The 18,555-nt window shown below is 68.2% G+C and carries 19 protein-coding genes; 8 read left to right on the top strand and 11 right to left on the bottom strand.

Annotated elements, in window-relative coordinates; translation table 11 throughout:
• Positions 1 to 28 precede the first annotated feature (28 nt).
• Positions 29 to 1,096: a DUF7972 family membrane protein gene (locus ACSC1S_RS13380; RefSeq protein ID WP_435364757.1), complete on the top strand. Its 1,068-nt coding sequence runs from the start codon at positions 29 to 31 to the stop codon at positions 1,094 to 1,096.
• Positions 1,097 to 1,109: 13 nt separating this feature from the next.
• Here the strand turns inward: ACSC1S_RS13380 and ACSC1S_RS13385 are convergent, their stop codons facing one another.
• Positions 1,110 to 1,568 carry a hypothetical protein gene (locus tag ACSC1S_RS13385; protein WP_435364758.1) on the bottom strand — a complete coding sequence of 153 codons (459 nt, stop codon included), beginning with the start codon at positions 1,566 to 1,568 and terminating at the stop codon, positions 1,110 to 1,112.
• Positions 1,569 to 1,641: 73 nt separating this feature from the next.
• Between ACSC1S_RS13385 and ACSC1S_RS13390 the strand changes: the two genes are divergently transcribed.
• Complete coding sequence (locus ACSC1S_RS13390; protein WP_435364759.1) at positions 1,642 to 3,348, top strand: His/Gly/Thr/Pro-type tRNA ligase C-terminal domain-containing protein; 1,707 nt, start codon at positions 1,642 to 1,644, stop codon at positions 3,346 to 3,348.
• On the opposite strand, the gene ACSC1S_RS13395 is transcribed toward ACSC1S_RS13390, so the two are convergent.
• The 3 genes from ACSC1S_RS13395 to ACSC1S_RS13405 are packed head-to-tail and all read right to left on the bottom strand — an operon-like array spanning position 3,341 to position 5,707.
• On the bottom strand, positions 3,341 to 4,366 hold the full coding sequence (locus ACSC1S_RS13395; RefSeq protein WP_435364760.1) for a dipeptide epimerase: 1,026 nt from the start codon (positions 4,364 to 4,366) through the stop codon (positions 3,341 to 3,343). The genes ACSC1S_RS13390 and ACSC1S_RS13395 overlap by 8 nt on opposite strands.
• Positions 4,363 to 5,376 carry an N-acetyltransferase DgcN family protein gene (locus ACSC1S_RS13400; RefSeq protein WP_435364761.1) on the bottom strand — a complete coding sequence of 338 codons (1,014 nt, stop codon included), beginning with the start codon at positions 5,374 to 5,376 and terminating at the stop codon, positions 4,363 to 4,365. The genes ACSC1S_RS13395 and ACSC1S_RS13400 overlap by 4 nt, the downstream gene beginning before the upstream one ends.
• Before the next feature lie 31 nt (positions 5,377 to 5,407).
• Complete coding sequence (locus tag ACSC1S_RS13405; protein WP_435364762.1) at positions 5,408 to 5,707, bottom strand: hypothetical protein; 300 nt, start codon at positions 5,705 to 5,707, stop codon at positions 5,408 to 5,410.
• Between the two features lie 117 nt (positions 5,708 to 5,824).
• Between ACSC1S_RS13405 and ACSC1S_RS13410 the strand changes: the two genes are divergently transcribed.
• Entirely contained in the window at positions 5,825 to 7,546 is a 1,722-nt protein-coding gene (locus ACSC1S_RS13410; RefSeq protein WP_435364763.1) for a histidine kinase N-terminal 7TM domain-containing protein, read from the top strand.
• Here ACSC1S_RS13410 and ACSC1S_RS13415 read toward each other — a convergent pair.
• Together ACSC1S_RS13415 and ACSC1S_RS13420 are read right to left on the bottom strand one after the other, a co-directional pair.
• Positions 7,532 to 8,419: a Vms1/Ankzf1 family peptidyl-tRNA hydrolase gene (locus tag ACSC1S_RS13415; RefSeq protein WP_435364764.1), complete on the bottom strand. Its 888-nt coding sequence runs from the start codon at positions 8,417 to 8,419 to the stop codon at positions 7,532 to 7,534. The genes ACSC1S_RS13410 and ACSC1S_RS13415 overlap by 15 nt on opposite strands.
• A 28-nt stretch (positions 8,420 to 8,447) precedes the next feature.
• Positions 8,448 to 8,873, bottom strand: a complete 426-nt coding sequence (locus ACSC1S_RS13420; RefSeq protein WP_435364765.1) for a DUF5802 family protein — start codon at positions 8,871 to 8,873, stop codon at positions 8,448 to 8,450.
• A 189-nt stretch (positions 8,874 to 9,062) separates the two neighbouring features.
• Here ACSC1S_RS13420 and ACSC1S_RS13425 point away from each other — a divergent pair, with 189 nt between their 5' ends.
• Together ACSC1S_RS13425 and ACSC1S_RS13430 are read left to right on the top strand one after the other, a co-directional pair.
• Positions 9,063 to 9,854: a hypothetical protein gene (locus ACSC1S_RS13425; protein ID WP_435364766.1), complete on the top strand. Its 792-nt coding sequence runs from the start codon at positions 9,063 to 9,065 to the stop codon at positions 9,852 to 9,854.
• A 43-nt stretch (positions 9,855 to 9,897) separates the two neighbouring features.
• Positions 9,898 to 10,554 carry a metalloregulator ArsR/SmtB family transcription factor gene (locus ACSC1S_RS13430; RefSeq protein ID WP_435319351.1) on the top strand — a complete coding sequence of 219 codons (657 nt, stop codon included), beginning with the start codon at positions 9,898 to 9,900 and terminating at the stop codon, positions 10,552 to 10,554.
• A gap of 12 nt (positions 10,555 to 10,566) precedes the next feature.
• Here the strand turns inward: ACSC1S_RS13430 and ACSC1S_RS13435 are convergent, their stop codons facing one another.
• Positions 10,567 to 11,199 carry a DUF8526 domain-containing protein gene (locus tag ACSC1S_RS13435; RefSeq protein ID WP_435364767.1) on the bottom strand — a complete coding sequence of 211 codons (633 nt, stop codon included), beginning with the start codon at positions 11,197 to 11,199 and terminating at the stop codon, positions 10,567 to 10,569.
• A gap of 129 nt (positions 11,200 to 11,328) precedes the next feature.
• Between ACSC1S_RS13435 and gatD the strand changes: the two genes are divergently transcribed.
• Both gatD and ACSC1S_RS13445 read left to right on the top strand, forming a co-directional pair.
• A complete protein-coding gene (gatD, locus tag ACSC1S_RS13440) occupies positions 11,329 to 12,585 on the top strand; it encodes a Glu-tRNA(Gln) amidotransferase subunit GatD (RefSeq protein ID WP_435364768.1) in 1,257 nt (418 codons plus the stop codon).
• Positions 12,585 to 13,541 carry a GNAT family N-acetyltransferase gene (locus ACSC1S_RS13445; protein ID WP_435364769.1) on the top strand — a complete coding sequence of 319 codons (957 nt, stop codon included), beginning with the start codon at positions 12,585 to 12,587 and terminating at the stop codon, positions 13,539 to 13,541. The genes gatD and ACSC1S_RS13445 overlap by 1 nt, the downstream gene beginning before the upstream one ends.
• A 505-nt stretch (positions 13,542 to 14,046) precedes the next feature.
• Here ACSC1S_RS13445 and ACSC1S_RS13450 read toward each other — a convergent pair.
• Genes ACSC1S_RS13450 through ACSC1S_RS13460 form a run of 3 tightly spaced genes read right to left on the bottom strand, consistent with a single transcriptional unit; the run spans position 14,047 to position 16,822 of the window.
• Positions 14,047 to 14,334, bottom strand: coding sequence for a ubiquitin-like small modifier protein 1 (locus ACSC1S_RS13450; protein WP_435364770.1), 288 nt, complete (start codon positions 14,332 to 14,334; stop codon positions 14,047 to 14,049).
• A gap of 20 nt (positions 14,335 to 14,354) precedes the next feature.
• Positions 14,355 to 15,572, bottom strand: a complete 1,218-nt coding sequence (locus ACSC1S_RS13455) for a DUF8167 domain-containing protein (protein WP_435364771.1) — start codon at positions 15,570 to 15,572, stop codon at positions 14,355 to 14,357.
• Positions 15,569 to 16,822 (bottom strand): potassium channel family protein, encoded by a 1,254-nt coding sequence (locus ACSC1S_RS13460; protein WP_435364772.1) that lies wholly within the window; start codon positions 16,820 to 16,822, stop codon positions 15,569 to 15,571. The genes ACSC1S_RS13455 and ACSC1S_RS13460 overlap by 4 nt, the downstream gene beginning before the upstream one ends.
• A gap of 101 nt (positions 16,823 to 16,923) precedes the next feature.
• On the opposite strand from ACSC1S_RS13460, the gene ACSC1S_RS13465 reads away from it, so the two are divergent.
• Complete coding sequence (locus tag ACSC1S_RS13465) at positions 16,924 to 18,108, top strand: NAD-binding protein (protein ID WP_435364773.1); 1,185 nt, start codon at positions 16,924 to 16,926, stop codon at positions 18,106 to 18,108.
• Here the strand turns inward: ACSC1S_RS13465 and ACSC1S_RS13470 are convergent.
• A complete protein-coding gene (locus tag ACSC1S_RS13470) occupies positions 18,105 to 18,509 on the bottom strand; it encodes a DUF7522 family protein (protein WP_435364774.1) in 405 nt (134 codons plus the stop codon). The two genes, ACSC1S_RS13465 and ACSC1S_RS13470, sit on opposite strands and share 4 nt — an antisense overlap.
• Positions 18,510 to 18,555 lie beyond the last annotated feature (46 nt).

Raw genomic sequence — 18,555 nt, forward strand, 5'->3', positions numbered from 1 at the left:
TTTCCCGTCGCCGCCGCGACACCCGGACGTGTCACAGAGCGACGAGAGCGAGGTGCGCGAGGACGACCAGCCCAGCGACAAGCTTCGCCGTCGCGCCGACGAGAGCAGCCTGAAACTCCGGCTGTTGATGGATGCCGACCGGCTGGTCGTCACGGCCGGACTCGTCGGCTTCGTCTTCCTCGCCGTCCTGCTCGTCGGAATCACCCATCCGACCGACGCTGCCACGCTCCTGGCCGACGGCGACCCCGTCGAGACGCTGTTCCAGGCGTTCGTAACCGCCATCATCACCGGGGTGACGCTGGTGCTGACGCTCAACCAGCTCGTGCTCTCGCAGGAACTCGGGGCCGTCGGGGACCAGCGCGACCGGATGGAGGGCGCGATGACGTTCCGCGAGGACGTGCGCGAGGTGGTCGAGACCGCCGTCACCCCCGCCGAACCGTCGGCACTCCTCCGGGCACTGGTCCTGACCTCGCGCGACCGCGCCGAGTCGCTCCGGGAGGCCACCGCCGACACCGACGACGAGACGCTCCGCGAGCAGGTCGACGAGCTCACCGACAGTCTCGTCGAGAACGCCGACTCGGTCGCGGCTGACCTCGAAGGGGCGACCTTCGGGGAGTTCGACGTGGTGTCCGCCGCGCTGGACTACAACTACTCCTGGAAGATCCACGCCGTCCGGCGGGTCCGGACCGAGCACCGGGATGTGCTCTCCGACGACGCCGTCGCCGCCCTCGACGACCTCGAAGACGTGCTGTCGCTGTTCGGCCCTGCCCGCGAGCACGTGAAGACGCTCTACTTCCAGTGGGAACTCGTCGACCTCTCCCGGGCCATCACCTACGCCGCGGTGCCGGCGCTGGTCAGCACCACCGCGATGCTCGTCTTCTTCGACGCCGACGCCCCCCTGTTCGCGGGGCAGACCCTCGGCGTGAGCCACACGCTCGTCGTGCTGGCGGCGGCGGTCGCCATCGCGGTCGTCCCGTTCGCGCTCTTGCTCTCGTACGTGGCCCGCATCGCCACGGTGACGAAGCGGACGCTCTCCATCGGGCCGTTCATCCTGCGCGAGACCGACCGCGGGACCGACGACGGTGGGAACCGCTGACGCCGGGGCGTGGCTAGGCGCTGGCCCGGCGTATCGCTCGACGTAACTCGTTCGCCCGGTCGGGGGTGCAGGGGCCACGCGAGCGCCAGCGAACCGTCCCGTCGGCGTCGAGCAGCAGGGCGTGGGCGCTGTCGACGCTCCGGATGCCCAGTGCGCGCTTGAACCGGGCGACGTCGACGTACAGCCGGATGGTCCGGGCTCGGCGCTCCGCGTCGGGCACCTCCTCGGACAGCCCGCCGATGAGCCGCGACTTCGACACCCTGTGTCGGTGCGAGAGCGTGGGCAATTCGTAGTACTCGAAGGCGGGGTAGCGGGCTGCGAGCGGGGCCGCCGCCGCCAGCCACGACTCGACGGCCACCTGCTGCCATCGCTGGAACGAGACCACGGCGAGCGTCGGGTCGCCCGCGAAGTCCGTCGGGAGGTCGAAGCGGACGCCTTCCAGGTTCTCGCCCGAGACCGACGGGAAGCGCATGCTACCGATACGTGCCCGAGGGGGAGAAACCCGTCGTCGGCACCCTTTTCTCTCGCCCCGGCAACGTGTCGGCATGCGCCTGCTGTGTATCCATTCGGCCCGACTGGCCGTCGAGGCGGCCACCGCGGCCAACGACACGGCCGCGGTCCGCGGGCCACCCGACCCGGTGGAACTCTCGGACTGCCTCACCGTCGCCGTCACCGTCGAACCCGGTGACCTGACCGACAGGGTGGCCGCCCAGGCCGCCGCCGAGGTCCGGGAGACGGCCGACCAGCTCGCCGTCGACGCCCTCGCGCTCGTCCCCACGGAGCACCTGAGCGACCGCCCTGCCGACGACGAGACCACGGACCGTGTCCTGGACGCGGTCGAGGCCGCCCTCACCGACGGTTTCACCCTCTTTCGGGCCCCTCGCGACTGGTACCTCGCGCTCGACCTCGAGACGAAGGGACACCCCTACGCGGCACAATCGGTTCGCGTCACCGCGGCGGACGTCCCCACGGAGGCCAACCCCGAGTCCCGCGACTGGCTGGTGCTGACGCCCGATGGCGAACAGCACGAACCACTGGCCGAGTCGGCGTCCCTCTCAGGGGCGCTGGAGGCCGTGATGAACGCCGGGGGCGAAGGCACGACCGGCAGCACCGGGTCGGAGCCAGCTGTCGACTCACTCCTGACCGACCATGGATTCGCGAGCGTCGACAGGGACAGCCCTGACGGAATCCGGTATCTGCCGCGGGGGGCACTGCTCCGGCGGTCGCTCCGCGACGTGGTCGAGGACCGCGCGGCTGCCGCCGGTGCGACCCCGGTCGGGTCGGAAGCGGCGGCCGGACAGACTCCCGGAACGGCGGGTGGCACGGGACGGGCACTCCTGGAAGCCATGGACTGGTCGACCGTGGACGCCCCAGTGCGACTGTTCGAGACGCGGACGGAGCCGACTGGCCGGGCATCGGGCTCCAGCAGGCAACCCTTCCGACACCAGCGAACTGCGACGGTCCCGACACTCACCACGATGACGTCGGGCGGTGACAGCCCCAGGGAGGAGTTCGAGACGCTGGCAAGGCTCGCGGTCGACATTCACGCCGTCGTCGGCCTCGACCCGGTCCTCACGTTCCGAACCTCGGTCGAGTTCTGGGAGCGGTCCCGGGACTGGCTGGTCGACCTCGTTCGCTCGCTCGACCGCCCAGCGCTGGTCGACCTTCGGCCCGAGCCCCCCGACTGGACGATCAGACTCGACCTCGCGGTCGCACCCGAGGGCCGGTCACCGGTCGAGACCGGGACGGTCGAAATCGAACCCGTGCCGGGCACAGGTGAGACCCGGTCACGCCTCCACTGCGAACCGGTCGGGAGCGTCGAAGCGGTGACCGCGGCACTGCTGTCGCGAGCCGCCGCCATGGACCGGCCACAGCTCCCAACGTGGCTCGCGCCGACGCAGGTCCGGTTCGTCCCCGTTGAGTCCGAGCATCTCGACCACTGCGAGTCGCTGGCCGAGGCGGTGGCGGCGGCCGGTATCCGGGTCGACGTTGACGACCGGACCGACGACACCGTCGGACGCCGCCTCGCGGCTGCGACTACCGACTGGGTGCCCTACGTCGCAGTCGTCGGTGACCGGGAGGTCGACGGGGACCAACTGAAGGTACAGGTACGAGCGACGGGGTCCGAGGTGACCCTCACGGTCACGGAACTCGTCGAAGCCGTACAGGCGGCTGTGGGGGACACCCCCCGGAGCCGATGGTCGCTCCCTCGCCGGTGCAGCCAGCAACCGCGGTTCGCCGAGACTACCTGAGGCCGATACCGGGCACGTCGTCGAGGTCGATGGCCCCGCCAGGGCAGACCGGCCCGTCGTAGGGGTCCGCGTCCGCTGCCAGCAGGAGGGAACCGTCGAGGTCGACGTAGTCACACAGCGGCGCGAGTTGCCCACCGGCGGAGATGGCCGCGTCGGACTCGATCATGCAGCCGAGCATGACCTCGAGCCCGTGAGCGCGGGCGGTGTGAATCATCCGTCTGGCCTCGACCAGCCCACCGCACTTCATGAGCTTGAGGACGACCACGTCCGCCCGGTCGGCGACCCGGGGCACGTCGTCGAGTTCGACGCAAGATTCGTCGACGGCGATGGGCAGCGGGGAGTGTTCGTACACGTAGCGAAGCCCCTCTGGGTCCTCGGCGGACACCGGTTGCTCGACGAACTCCACGTCGTACTCGGCGAGCCACTCGGCGTTCCTGACGGCTTCCTTCGGCGTCCACGCCTCGTTGGCGTCGACCCGGATGGTCGCGTCGGGGGCGGCGTCGGCCACCGCGGCGATGCGGGCACGGTCGTCGTCGGTGCCGACCTTCACCTTCAGGATGTCGTAGCCGTCGTCGGCTGCACGCGCAGCCTTCTCGCCCATCGTCTCCGGGTCCGCGATGCCGACCGTGTAGGACGTCTCGGGTGCCTCGTCCGGGTCGAGGCCCCAGTACCGCCACAGCGGAAGTTCGGTTCGTTTGCCCACGAGGTCGTGCAGTGCGATGGAGACAGCGGTTCGGGCGGCCGGGTTGCCGCGAATCGACTCCCGGAGGTCGGCCTCGATGGCCGCGACCTGGAACGGGTCGTCGATGGCTTCGAGGTCGGGGCGCAGTCCCTCGAGGACGGCCTCGACCGTGTCCGCGGTCTCGCCGTAGTGGCTGGACGGGGCGGCCGCGCCGACGCCCTCGTACTCCCCGTCAGAGAGTCTGACGACGACGTTCTCTGCTGCGTCCTGTGACCCCCGGGAGATGGTGAACGTCTCCGCGAGTTCCAGCGAGACGCGCTCGACGTCGACGTTCATAGAATCGCCTCCAGCAGGTCGTCGGCGTCGAACCGGACGAGGTCGGCCGCGGGCGCGTCGATGGCGTCGGCGAACTCCTCGAGGGCCTCGCGGGCCGCCTCGTCCGACTCGATTCCCGACGTGTTGAGCGACCCGCCGACCACCTCGGCCTCGTGGACCGGCGCAGCCAGGGACTCGTACAGGTCGACGTACGTGTCGAGGTCCTGGAGCGGGTAGTCCTCGTACCCGTGGACGCGCTCCTGGCCCGCCCGGTGGCAGAGGACGAGTTTGTCCGGCTGGGCACCGTGGAGGATGCCACACGTGACCGCGGAGTACGCCGGGTGCGTGATAGCGCCCTGCCCCTCCACGAACAGGTAGTCGTGGTCGTCGCCCTTCTCCAGTATCATCTCCTCGACCGCGCCGGCGGTGAAGTCGCTCACGACCCGGTCGATGGGGTTGCCCCACCCTTCTATCATGATGCCGGTCTGGCCGGTCGGGATGACGGCCGCGTCGTGGCCAGCCTCGCGGGCGGCCTCGCACAGCTCCATCGTCGCCGTCATCTTCCCGACCGAGCAGTCCGACCCGACCGTGAGGACGACCTCGGCGTCGACCTGCCCGGCGACGCCCCGGGCCACCGTCAGGTCGGGGTCGGGCTTGCGAACGTCCCAGATGTCGCAGTCGTGTTCGGCCGCGAGGCTCGCGAACTCCTCGTCGTCTTCGAGGAAGTAGTGGAGGCCGGCGACGAGGTCGCAGCCCCGTTCGAGGGCGGTCCGGACGTCGTCGCGCCAGGACTCGTCGAAGCCGCCGCCGATGGGGGCGATGCCGATGACGAGCGCGTCACACTCGGGCGCGTCGGCCATCGAGGCGACCACGGGGGCGTCCTGCACGTCGCCGACGAAGTCGTTGACGCGAGCGCCGGCTTCGTCGCGGTCCAGGACGGCGACGACCTCGTCGTCCGAGTAGCGCAACAGGCCGAGTGCGGTCTTCGCGCGGTCCGGGAACTTCTCGTGGGCGAGGATGGCGATTCGCATGCCCGCTGGTTTCCATCGCGAGCAAAAAAGCCTACTTTCTCCGGGCGTTCTCGTAGCTGGCCCGAAGGTACGGTTCGGCCGCGTCGAGGTCGGTCAGCGAGACGACCGCCCACGCCGCCGCGGTCAGCCCCTCGGTGATGAACGGTTCGACCGGGACGAGCGAGGCGAGTTCCTCGCGCTCGGGCGGCGTGAGCGTCGTGAGTGCGAGTCTGTCCCCGTCCACCAGGACGAACAGTCGCTCGTCGACGGTGAACGACGGGTGGCCGAACAGTCGTCGTTGCTCGACCCCGTCCCAGGCCCCGACGACCGATTCGACGACCGTGACGGTCATCGAGTCCCCTCGGCTCTGCTGACACCCATACCTGACCTACGTCACCATCGCTCTTGGATGTTTCAGGGCCGCTGACTGGCCAAAAGAGATTAAACGAGTTGGGCGGGAGGTAGTAACATGGTTCCTGGTGTCATACTCGCCGCGCCAGTGACGGTTCTCGGTGGCTGTGCCGCGGTGATGGTGGCACTTGGTGTGCTCGCCTTCCGCCGTCACGACGTGCCCGGAACCGATGCGTTCGGCGTCCTGACACTCGGTATCGCCTTCTACGCGTCGACCTACGCGGTCGCGCTGTCGACGCCCGCCACGGCGGCGACGGCCCGGCTGTTCTGGGAGCGCGTGATGTGGTTCGGCATCACCGCCATCCCCATCGCCTGGTTCGTCTTCGCGGTGGAGTACACCGGCCACGAGCGGTGGTTGGACCGGCGCATCCTCGCCGCGCTCTGTGTCCCCCCGCTGGCGGGTCTCGTGCTCCTCTGGGTCGCCCCGGAGGCGTACCTCTGGCCCACCTACGACCTCCGAACGTGGAACGGGCTCACACTCATCGACCAGCAGTACACACCCCTGTTCTGGGTGCTGTACGGCTACGAACTGCTTCTCATGCTCATCGGGACGACCATGCTGTTCCGCCACGGCGTGGTCACCGACGGGGTCTACCGCGGCCAGACCGCAGCCTTCGTCGTCGGCGCGTGCGTCCCGGGCATCGCGAACCTCGCCTCCATCTTCGGCTACGCTACCTCCCCCGGGCTCGACCTGACTCCCTACGCCTTCGCCGTCACCGGGCTGGCGTTCGGCGTCGCCATCTTCCGTCACGAGGGGTTCGACTGGGTACCGGCGTCGCGCCACCTCGGCCAGCAGGTGATGGTCGAGAACATGACCGAAGCCGTCGTCCTCGTCGACCACGACGACCGGATCGTCGACGCCAACCCGGCCGCCACCGAGGCGCTCTTCGGGGAGGGACGGACCCCGACCGGTGAGTCACTGAACGAGGTCCTCCCCGCCGTCTCCGCCCGCCGGGACGGGGGCGGTTCCCAGACCAGGACGGTGGTCGACGACCAGGTGTACGAGGTGAGTGGGTCGACGGTCACCGACCATCGCGACCGGGAACTCGGCCGCGTCCTCGTGTTCACCGACGTGACCGAGCGCCACCGCCGCGACAAGCGCCTGTCGGTCCTCAACCGGGTGCTCCGGCACAACGTCCGCAACGACGTGACCATCGTCGACGGCTACGCACAACTGCTCGAAGAGCAGACCGAGGACGACGACCTCGCGACCGCTGCGGCCGACATCCGCGAGGTCGCTGGCGACATCGTGGCCATCTCGAAACGTGCCCGGGAGCTCCAGCTCGTGCTCGACTCGGACGGCGAGACGGTCGGCAACCTCACGGACCGGCTGACCGCGGTCGTCTCGGCAGCGCGGTCCAGGTACCCCGACGTTCGGATCGATGCCGACATCCCGCCCGGGGCGATGGTCCCCAGCCCCGACGTGTGCGAGACGGTCGTGGAGAACCTGCTGGTCAACGCGGCCACACACAACACGGGTGACCAACAGCACGTCTGGCTGACCGCCGAGCGCGACGGCGACGACCTGCTCGTCGTCGTCGCGGACGACGGCCCGGGCATCCCGAGTTCCGAGCGTGCGCCGCTCTCGAACGAGGCGGAGACGCCGCTCGACCACGGCAGTGGGCTCGGGCTCTGGGTCGTCAACTGGGGCGTCCACGCCGTCGGTGGCGACGTGACCTTCGACACCGGCGACGACGGCACCGTCGTCACCGTCACCCTGCCGCAGGTCACGGTCGAGGAGGGCGGAGACGACGTCGTAGACCCCTTAGAGCAAGCGTAACCGGGTCGAGAAGAACTCGTGGAACGCGTCGTCGAGCGCGGCTCTCGGGTCGCCGGTGGCATCGACGGCCGCGGTCGCGACCGCCTCGTCCTCGAACTCCCGGACGAGCCGTCGGTCGCCCACGACCACGAGCCGGTCGGCGTCGCGGTCGGCGATGGCGTCCCGACAGTCGTCGAGGTGGGAGTCGATCTGTTCGTCGCGGATGCGCTCGAAGCGCGCCTGTGAGAAACCGCCCTTCGAGTGCTTGCCCTTCACGTCGCTCTCGAACCCGGAGGCAGCGACGCGCTCGGTACCCTCGTAGGTCCCGAGCGCGAACAGGTCGGCGCGGACGAGCGCCAGCGAGAACTTTCCCACGGGCTCGACCCAGGCGCGGTCGAGACGGAACGACTCGCCCCACTCGCAGAAGCCCTCGGGCGCGAGTGGCGCGTCGAGGGCCACCTGGACCAGTCCGGCGTCGTCGGTGTAGTACAGACACGGCGCGGCCCGGTCGAGCAGCGTGGCGCGCTGGCCGAGCGTCTCGGCGGCCGCCTCGGGGACCTCGTCCGTCACCATCGCGGAGAGGGCACCCTCGGGGCCGGTCTCGACGCTCGCCAGTCGGTCGAGCACCTCGGACAGTCGCTCCCCGTGGAGGTCCTCCTGTCCCCGGAACGCGAGGTCGGCCTCGTCGGTGTCGACCCGGTCGAGTTCGCCCTCGAGCTGGGCGATGCGGTCTTCGAGCCGGTTCACCCGCTCCTCGGCGTCCTGTCTCGCAGTCGCGGCGTCGGCGCGGCGCTCCTGTTCGGCCTCCAGCTGGTTCTGGAGGTGGTGCTTGTCGGCCTCCAGTTCCTCGATGCGCGTCTTCAGTTCGGCGCGGCCGAGCAACTCGTCGAGCATCGAGTAGAACCGTGCGAGCCGGACACTTCTACGTTCCGGCGTCGGGACCGCCACCGACCGACCAGTCGTCGCGCTGGTCGTCGGTGGTCCCCGTCCCGCCGGAGCGCCGCGCCTCGCCGTAGCCGGTGAACTGGAGCAACTGGCTGGCCCGGTCCGCCTTGGCGAGGAAGACCTCCGTGAGTGCGGGCGGGGTGTCGATGTCGAGTCGGTCGAACAGCCGGTCCGGGACGGCGAGTGTGTCCGCAGGGACGGCCTCGTCCCCGTGGACCGCGAGGTGGGCCGTGTCGAGTTTCATCACGAGGGGGCTGTCGAGTCGCGTGATTCCCGACCCGTCGTGGTAGAGTTGTTCGGTGACGCGTTCGTGCTGGGTGCGTGCCATGACGGCACCGTCCTGCTCGGAGGGCGTGACGTAGAGCCGCCCGAGATAGTAGCTGCGAGAGAATTCCTCGAACATCGCTGTGCGACTGTGTGCAAGTCAGTGTCACACAAAAGCGTTCTGGGGAGTACTTATATCGGACCGCAATTCGACCGTGAAACGGCCAGAGAAACGGTTCTGAACGAATCGAAAACCGTCTGGAGAACGCGCGTGAACGGTCCGAACGGTGTCCCGACTTTTTAGTAGTCGGTGATGTAGGAATAGCTGATGCGGAGCATACTCGCCGTGGTGCTCAGTCTCTCGCTCATCACAGGGGCGGTTTCCGTCGCAGCGACGGGGTCCCAGCCAGGGCTCTCTCTGGCAGCGGGTGAAGAGCATGGGGACGTCCAGCTACCCGGTAACAACACGACGAACGGTAACTCGTCCATGGGGGCACAGGTCTCCACGTTCATGCAGTCGAGCGCGACCGACGCGAACGCCTCGGTCGACTCTGGCATGTGGAGCGCCGCCTACAACGGCTCGAAATCGAACGAGTCGAAGGCAGCGCTCGTCACCCAACGTGTGAACGACATCGACGCGCGACTGGCGGCACTCGAGAAGAAGAAGCAACGACTGCAGGACCGGAAGGACGAGATGAACCCGGTCGCCTACAAGGCCCAGCTCGCGGCCATCACGAGCCAGCTGGCCGCCATCTCCGAGGACATCGACCAGACGGAGGCGAGGGCGGAGGAGGTTGGCGTGAACACGACGAAGCTCGCGGAGCTTCGGACGAACGCCAGTGACATGGCCGGGCCCGAGGTCGCCGCGATGGCGCGCGAACTCGCCGGCAATGGCCCACCAGAGGACATCCCCGGACTCGGCCCCGACAAGGGTGAGAACCAGGGAGCCGACAACGAGACGGACGGAAACAGTGGTCCCCCGGGAAATGACAACGTGACCGGGAACGAGACCGACGGGCAAGGCCCGCCGGACGACCCGGGCAGCGGTGGCGGTAACGGTGGCAACGGCGGCGGCAACGCCCCTAGCGTCATCGCAGACCGTATCGCGGCACGGCGATAAGCACAGACATTCTTTTACGCGCCCCTCGCCAAGGTTGGCATAGATGGATTCAGCGGCGCTGCTCGACCTGCTCGGGAACGAAAATCGCAGACGGATACTCCGTCTGCTGGCGCGCAAGCCCTGCTACGTGACCGAGATCAGCGAGTACCTCGGTGTCAGCCCGAAGGCCGTCATCGAACACCTCCGGAAACTGGAGGACGCGGGGCTCATCGAGAGCCACACCGACGACCAGCGTCGCAAGTACTTCCACATCGCGCGGAACCTCCGGCTGGAGGTGAACGTCTCACCCTACGGCTTCGCCACCAAGAGTGCCTACCCGGCCTCGAAGAGCCTGGACATGACGACGTGTCGCCACCTCAAGCTCGACGTGCAGTACTCGGAGGACGAGCACGAGCCGAAGGACCTCATCGCGGACCTCTCCCGCCTGGAGGAACTGGAGAACGAGCTCTCGATGGCCCAGCGATGGGTCCAGGGTCGCATGACGGACGTGCTCGACCGCATCACGGAGACGGTCGGCGCGGGCTCGGACTCGCGGCTCTACGCGGACACCTTGCTCTCGGTGCGGTCGGAGCCGAAGTCGGTCATCGAGATCGCCAACTCGGTGGACGCCCCACCAGCGATGGTCGAGGAGGTGCTCGCGGACCTACAGGAGAACGGGTTGGTGCGGTACACAGGCGAAGGCTGGTCGCTGGGCGACTGAGTTTTCGAACCCCTACCAGGAGAGGTCGTCCTCGAAGTCGTCCGGGTCCGAGGTGAGACCGTTCCGGAGGTCACTGCCGAAGTAATAGCCGACGAGCGCGCCGACCAACCCCAGGCCCGCGCCGAAGGCCAGCAACCACTTGCCGCCCGGGAGGAACGCGAACCGGAAGTTGCTCAGGAGGGAGGTCCCGAGGCCGACGCCGAGGCCGCCCAGTGCGGTCTCGGCGTATCGTTTCCGGGAGGTAACGAGGCCGTAGACGAACGCGGCACCGACCATCCCGACGTAGCTGGCGACACCCCCGAGGAGCGGCGTGAAGCCGGCGGCGATGAAGCCCACGGTCATGAGGACGCTGACGAGCAGGAACGACTTCGGGTTGAAGTACCTCGTCAGTCCCTCGTCGCCCGTCGAGCCTGCCTGCTGTTTCGGCGCGGGCTCGTCGTCGAGCCCGAGGTCGAGGTCCATGTTGGCCTCCTCCGAACTGGCGCGGCGGTCGCGCTTCTGGCGCTTGCCGCCACCACCCGCACCGTCCCCGCCCGAGTCGCCCCCGTCGAGGTCGGAGAGCAGCTTATCGGTCTCCGCGAGGAGGTCCTCGGTGGACTGCTCCGAGGGTTTCTCGACCGTCTTCTCGTCGCCGCGGTCGGACATGTCCGAGAGTAGTGCTGGAACTGACAAGAGCCTTTTCGTGGGCCGGATGACGGCTTTCCCGACCGACGACGCACCCCGCGTGTCGCCCAGAAGGATGCCTTTAGGTGCAGGCGTAGCGAAGCGCCTCGCATGAACCCAGGCGACCGCGTCCGCGTCACGCGGGCCGATAGCGAGTACGAGGGCGTCTTGCTCCCGTCGTCGACAGCCGAGCAGCTCGTGGTCAAGCTCGACGGTGGCTACAACGTCGGTATCGACCGCGCCGAGAGCGACGTCGAGGTACTGGAGTCCGACGTCTACCAGATCGAGGCCGCACAGAAGGAAGACGGCGACACGAGCGAGGTCGAGTTCGACCCCGACCTGCCGACCATCGCACTCATCTCGACCGGTGGCACCATCGCCTCGACCGTCGACTACCGCACCGGCGCGGTGACGGCCCAGTTCGACGCCGAGGACGTGCTCCGGGCGGTCCCGGACCTCGCCGGCCGGGCGAACTACCGCGGCCGCGTCGTCGCGAACATCCTCTCCGAGAACATGGAGGTCCCCATCTGGCAGGACCTCGCCGAGGCCATCCACGAGGAGGTCGAGAACGGGGCCGACGGCGTCGTCGTCATGCACGGCACCGACACGATGCAGTACTCCGCCTCCGCGATGTCGTTCATGCTCGACTCGCCGGTCCCCATCGTCTTCACCGGCAGCCAGCGCTCAGCGGACCGCCCCTCCTCGGACAACGTCATGAACGCGGTCTGTGCGGTCGAGGCCGCGAAGGCCGACGCCGCCGAGGTCATGGTCTGCATGCACGGCTCCGAGAGCGACGACATCTGTGCGCTCCACCGCGGCACCCGCGTCCGCAAGAACCACACCTCCCGGCGTGACGCCTTCCAGACCATCGGCGCAGAGCCACTGGGAATCGTCGACTACGACTCCGAATCCGTGGCGTTCCACGGTGAGTACGAGGAGCGCGGCGAGGCCGACCTCGCCATCTACCCCGACCTCGAATCCGAGGTCGAACTCGTGAAGTTCACGCCCGGCATGGACCCCGCGTTCTTCGAGGCCTGCGAGGGCAAAGCCGGCGTCATCATCGAGGGAACCGGTCTCGGCCACGTCCACACCGACTTCATCCCGACCATCGAGGAACTGGTCGAAGACGGCACCCACGTCGTCATGACCAGCCAGTGCCTGGAAGGCCGGGTCTGTGACCGCGTGTACGACACCGGCCGCGACCTGCTCGACGCCGGCGTCGTCGAGGGCGAAGACATGCTCCCCGCCGTCGCGAAGGTCAAGCTCATGTGGGCGCTCGCGAACCGCGACGACGCGGAGATCGCGAGGACCATGCGGGAACCGCTCGCCGGCGAGATAACCGAGCAGTCCCGTCCCTGGGACGCCTGATGACAGGCACGATGTCCGACGAGGTCACCTACCGGCGCGCGACCCAGGACGACTACGACGACGTGGTCGCGTTCACGAAGGACACCTGGGCCGACCGCGACGGGAGCGACTACATCCCGCGCATCTACCACGACTGGCTCGAAGAGGAAGACGAGTACGACCAGCAGTACACCTGCGTGGCCGAGGTCGACGGCCAGGTCGTCTCCATCGCCCAGACCGTCCTGCTCTCCACCCGCGAAGCCTGGTGCCAGGGCATGCGCACCGACCCGGACTACCGCGGGCAGGCAATCGGCCGCGAGCTCACCCACGAGATGTGGGACTGGGCCCGCGAGCAGGGTGCCACCGTCGCCCGCAACATGGTGTTCTCCTGGAACATGATGGGCCTCGGTCACTCCCGCGGCGTCGGCTTCGGCCCCGCGACCGAGTTCCGCTGGATGCACCCCGAGCCCGACTCGGCTGCCGAGGGACCCCTCGACACCACCGACGACCCGAACGTCGCCTGGAACTACTGGACCGACTGCGACGCCCGCGACCACCTGACGGGACTCGGCCTCGCCATGGACGAGTCCTGGGCCGTCGTCGAGTTGCGCCCCGGGCTGTTCGAGCGCGCCGCCGAGAACCAGATGCTCGCCGCCGTAACGAGTGATTCGGGCGTTCGCGGTGTCACGTACCGTGTCCGTGACTACGAGCGCGAGAACGAGGAGGGCGAGCCGAAGACCTGGGCCGAGTACGGCGTCGCCGGCTGGGACGACCTCGACGCGGCCCGGGAGCTGGTGGCTGCTGTCAAGCGCGACGCCGCGTCGCTGGATGCCGACCACGTCCGCGTTCTCATCCCCGAAACGGTGGAGTACGTGTCGGACGCTTCGCTGCTTCGTGCGGGGATATCGGACGAGCCTGACTTCGTGATGGCCGCCGATTTGACCGCCGATTACCGCGGCCAGTTCGGCTCGCGGTAACGGGTCGTTCGGTATCGGTTGCCTGTGCGTTCTCTACCGTATTTTCTCGTTCGTCGGGACGTTTCGAGGGGAGTAGAGGTGGCGACGAGCAGCTCTCTCGCGCGATGGCAGTGGAGACCGCCACCGCACAGCACCGCAGCCACGCCCTCCCCAGCCGACTCCCTCGGTTTCGCTTCACTACGTTTCGCTCCACTCGGTCGTCCACCGTGAGAGCAAACTCTCACGAGCCAGGCAGGAATTCGGGCACAGTCGCAAGGAGCAAGCTGTCGTTGGCGCGCGCCAGCCGACCGCCGAACGCCAGTGAGGGTGGTCGGCTGAGCCGCGCGAGGGATGAGCACTGGACTGGAGCGGAGCAACGCGGAGCGGAAGGAAGCGCACAATCGGCTGGGGAGGCTGTGGTGCGGTTCCACTACCATCGGCGCGAGTCAACGAAGCGGTATCGAGCCGACTTCCGATGACGGGAACGCCCGAACACACGGCACAAAAGAACCGCCTGGAATCGTGCTTACGCAGAACCCCCACTCACGGGCGGGAACAGCGCCAGTTCGTCGTCTTCAGTCACGACCTCATCGAGCCCGTCGCCTTCCATCTGGACGTTCGAGCCGTTCTTGAGGATGTTTATCTGCGGGGCGACCTCGCCGTCGTCGTCGAGGACGCGGTCGCGCAGGCCGGGATGGGCGTCGAACAGCGCCTCGAGCGCCGTGCCGACGGTCGCCTCGTCACCAGCTACGTCCACGTCGACCTCCTTCGCGCCGGCCACTTCCGCGAGGTCGGCGAACAGCTTCCAGTGCATACCGGAACTCATCCGCGGAGTCACGAAAGGGTTTCTGCCTGCACTTCGGCTGGCGGTTCCTCGGGGGGCCCGCTCGCCGCCGCCTCGAACGTCCTGAGCGCGTCGAGGCGGGCGATGACGTAGACGGTGGTGCCGGCGGGGATAGGGGTCGTCCGAGAGGGTGTGGCCGTCACGGTCCCGTCGGCGGCGCGGACGGCCGCCACGGTCACGTCGAGCGCGCCGACGGTGAGGCCCGCGAGCGAGGAACCCTCCTCGATGGCGACCGCGCCCATGGTCTCCTCGGCGACTCGCAGCAGGGAGGCGAACTCGCGGTCCGCGCTGGGTTCGGCGGGCAAGGTTACGAGGCGGTACTCGGTCGTATCCGAGAGCACCTCGGTGTCGGTCTCGTCGACGGCGATGGTGACCACGTCACCGTTCGCCGCCCGGAGTTCGCCGGTGGCGCGGCGCTTGAGGCCGTCCTCGGTTCGTTCCCACACCTGGACCACGTCACCCGGACTGGCAGCGTGGGCGGGGTCGGCCTTGATTGCGACCGCGACCGTCCCGGGTGCGAGCGTCGGGCCGAGGCCAGCCGCCCGCGAGCCGACCGCCAGGTAGGAGACGGTCCCGTCCTCGGCGATGTCGATGTCGACGTGGCCGACGCCGTAGTCGTCCCTGAGTCGGCCGACGACGCGGTCTCGCAACTCGACGACGGTGATGCGTCGTGGGAAGACGAACGTTGTCTCGGCGAGTGCCTCCTTCGTCTTGGGGTCGACCGGGTCGTAGCCGTCGATGTCCTCGACCTCCTCGGGGAGGGTGACGGTGACCGCCCGGCCGACCGTCCGGACGAACTGGGAGACATCACGGTCGAGTTTGGCCGTCCCGGTGACCGCGAACGCGCTGGACGCGAAGGCGTCACCGGCCCGCCGACCAATGTCGGCTCCGATACCGCTGACGGCGATGGTCGCGACGGTGAGGAGGGCAGCCGTCTCGTCGATCGAACCCGTGTTCGCGAGCGTCTCCTCGGTGTTGAGCACGAGGGCAACGGCCCCGATCCCGAGCAGGACGGCGACCCCGTCGGGGACTCCCTCACGGGTGTACCACCGGTAGACGATGGCGACGGTCGCGCTGACCGAGGCCGCGAGCACGCCGAGGCTCAGGACACGGACGACAGCGACGAACAGGTCGATGCTGCTGATGCCGGGGACGACGACCTGGGCGGGCGCGAGGCTGGCGAGCACCAGCTGGCCGGGTGCCATCATGCAACCACCTCCGCGAACGAATCCAGTGCCTGGCGAGGCCCGACCACGAAAAGCTCGTCGCCAGCCTGCAGCTCGGTCGACCCGCGTGGGGCGAACACCCACCGACGCGTCGGGTCGGTGGTGCCTTGCGAAGGCGGTTTCCGGACCGCCATGACGGCCACCTCGTAGGTGTCGCGGATGCTCGCCTCGCCGATGGTCGTCGCGTCGAGAGGGCTGTCGACCGCGACGGTCAGTTTCCGGAACCGTTTGCCCGAGCGACGCAGCAACGAGACCAGTTCGAACTCCCGGCGCGTGCCCCGGGACTGGATGGCGATGCGGGCGCGGTCGACTCCGAGCAGGTCCGACGCGGCCGGGCGCGGCACCGCGACCGTCAGTCGGCCCTCGCCGCCGGCGGTCGTGGGCGCAGTCGGTGCGACCAACGGTGCGTCCTCGTCGGTGCCACCGTCGGTGGCGGCCTCCGTCTCCTTGTCCTTTCCACCCTCTTTCGCCTTCCCGCCCGAGTCGGCACTGAGGAGCGTACCGGCGATCCGACCCGTGTCAGTGTGGAGCGTCACTTCGTCGCCACGAGCGCAGCCCGTCGGGACCAGGCTCTGGACCGACACGGCGCGCTTGCCCGTGGGCACACGCCGCGAGAGCCCACTGGCGGGGGGTGCTGCCGTGATGGTCGCACGAGCCCGTGAGTCGAGCGAGACCGCCACGTCGGCGAGGTCGTACTCGGTCTTCAGGCGCTCGGAGAGTCGCGTCTCCAGTTCCGATAGCGGGAGGTCGGCCGGGAGCGCCCACGAGCCCTCGGCGAGCGTCTCGCGGAGGTCGGCGGGCAGCGGCGGGTAGCCCTCCATGTCGCGGATAGGACCCATCGGCTGGATGGTGACCTTGCCGACGCCGCCGACGAAGTCGACGACGTCGGCCGAGAGAGTCCGTTTTCGAAGCCGCGACAGCGAGAACCGCCGGGGCATGTTCGCACCGAGTTTGTCGCCCTGGCTGTGGGCCCACAGCGAGAGCATCATCACGACCACGACCGCGGTCATGATGCGTGGAGAGCTCTTGACGGTCTCCTCGAGCAACCCCATCAGTCCCCCGTTGATGCCGGCGATGGCTGTCGCGAGGACGACGACCCCGAGCCCGGGGACCGTCACCCCGGTGAAGTACTTGAAGATGAAGCCGAGACTGCCGGAGACGAGCGCGGGGATGATGCCCGCGAGCAGGCCGAGATAGAGGCCGTAGAGGATTTCGACCGGAAGCGTAGCCATGGCCAACGCATCGGTTTCCTGGCGTAAACCAGTATCGCCAAACGGAGCGCCGACAGGGATAGCGTTCTTTATCCGGGCGGACGAACGATTCACGACAGAGCATGGGGTTGCGAAGTCGCCTGTTCGGTGCGCGCGCGCCAGTCGCGTTGACGACAGCGGTCGCGCTGCTCTCGATCGTCACCGGCATCACCAACATGGCCGTCGAGACGACGCCCATCTTCCTCGGGAGCTGGTTCCCGGCGTCGGTCCAGCAGACCGCCGGCTTCACCGGTACACTCACCGGCTTCGTCATGCTGGTGGCCGCCTACGGGCTCAGACGCGGCCTCCGGTCCGCCTGGTACGTCGCGCTGGTGTTGCTCCCGGTGACGGGGGTCCAGGGCGTGGTCCAGGCGAGTCAGTTCTCGTTCCCACTCATCGCCCTGTCGCTGGTGAGCATCCCCTTCCTGCTGGTCAACCGCCACCGGTTCGACCGCGAGGTCGAACTCAGCGCCACCCAGAAGGCCGCGGGCATCGCACTCATCGGGGTCCAGTTCTACGGGACCATCGGTGCCTACGCCCTGCGCGACGAGTTCCCGCGCATCGGTGAAGGCTCGCTCGGCCTCCTCGACGCCTTCTACTTCACCATCGTCACCGCGAGTACCGTCGGATACGGTGACGTGACACCCGACAGTTTCCGTGGCGAACTGTTCGCCATCTCGGTCGTCGTCCTCGGGACGGCGAGTTTCGCGGTCGCACTCGGTGCACTGTTCTCGCCGATCATCGAAGCCAGATTCGCACGCGCACTCGGTAGAATGACTGATACACAGCTCGAACTCCTCGAAAACCACGTCATCGTCCTCGGTTACGGTGACCTGACGGAACCGATTCTCGAAGAACTCACGGCCGGTGACGTCCCGTTCGTCGTCATCACGCCCGACCAGACGCGGGCGGCCGAACTCTCGGACCGGGGCATGAACGTCCTCACGGCGGACCCGAGCGACGAGGAACCGCTCCAGCGCGCCCAGTTGCAGGACGCGACGGCCGTGGTGGCCGCCACGAACAACGACGCCGAGGACGCGCTGGCCGTCCTGACGGCCCGCCAGCTCCGCCCCGACGTACGAATCGTCGCGGCCGCGACGGACACCGAGAACGCCGGCAAGCTCCGGCGCGCCGGCGCGGACACCGTCATCAGCCCGGCGAGCATCGGTGGCCACCTGCTCGTCGAGTCCGCGCTCAGCGGGAAAGACACCGAGCGCATCGCCGACGAGATACTCGAGTCGAAAGACGAAGAGCGAGAGGACGACTAGGCCGCTAGAATCTTTCTGACCGCTCTCGCGATGTCCTCGAACGCATCGATGTTCATCTCGTCGGTCGTGGCGATGAGGCCCCGATTGCCGACGATGACTCGACCGAGGTAGCCGCGGTCGAACACCCGGATAGTCATCCCGTACTCGCCGAGAGACTCGCCGAGCTCTGCACGACTCGCCAGCGACTGGTAGGTCTCCTGTGATGTGAACCCCATCCGCTCGTTTTCGACGATCTCTTCTTTGACCTGGCGGAGCTGGTACTCGGACTCCTGGAGGTCCTTGCGGAGGTAACAGAGGTCCCAGTCGTCGGCCGTGAACAGGATGACCGACCGGAGGCTGTCACCGATTCCGGTCCGGCAGACTGAGACGAGTTCCTCTTCGAATGTGGTGGGTGTTTCCATGGCAATACTATGCACCGAGGAGATATGAGCACGTCCCTGTCAGGTC

This window comes from Haloarchaeobius pelagicus (assembly GCF_051207375.1).
In the GTDB taxonomy this organism is placed as follows: Archaea; Halobacteriota; Halobacteria; order Halobacteriales; family Natrialbaceae; genus Haloarchaeobius.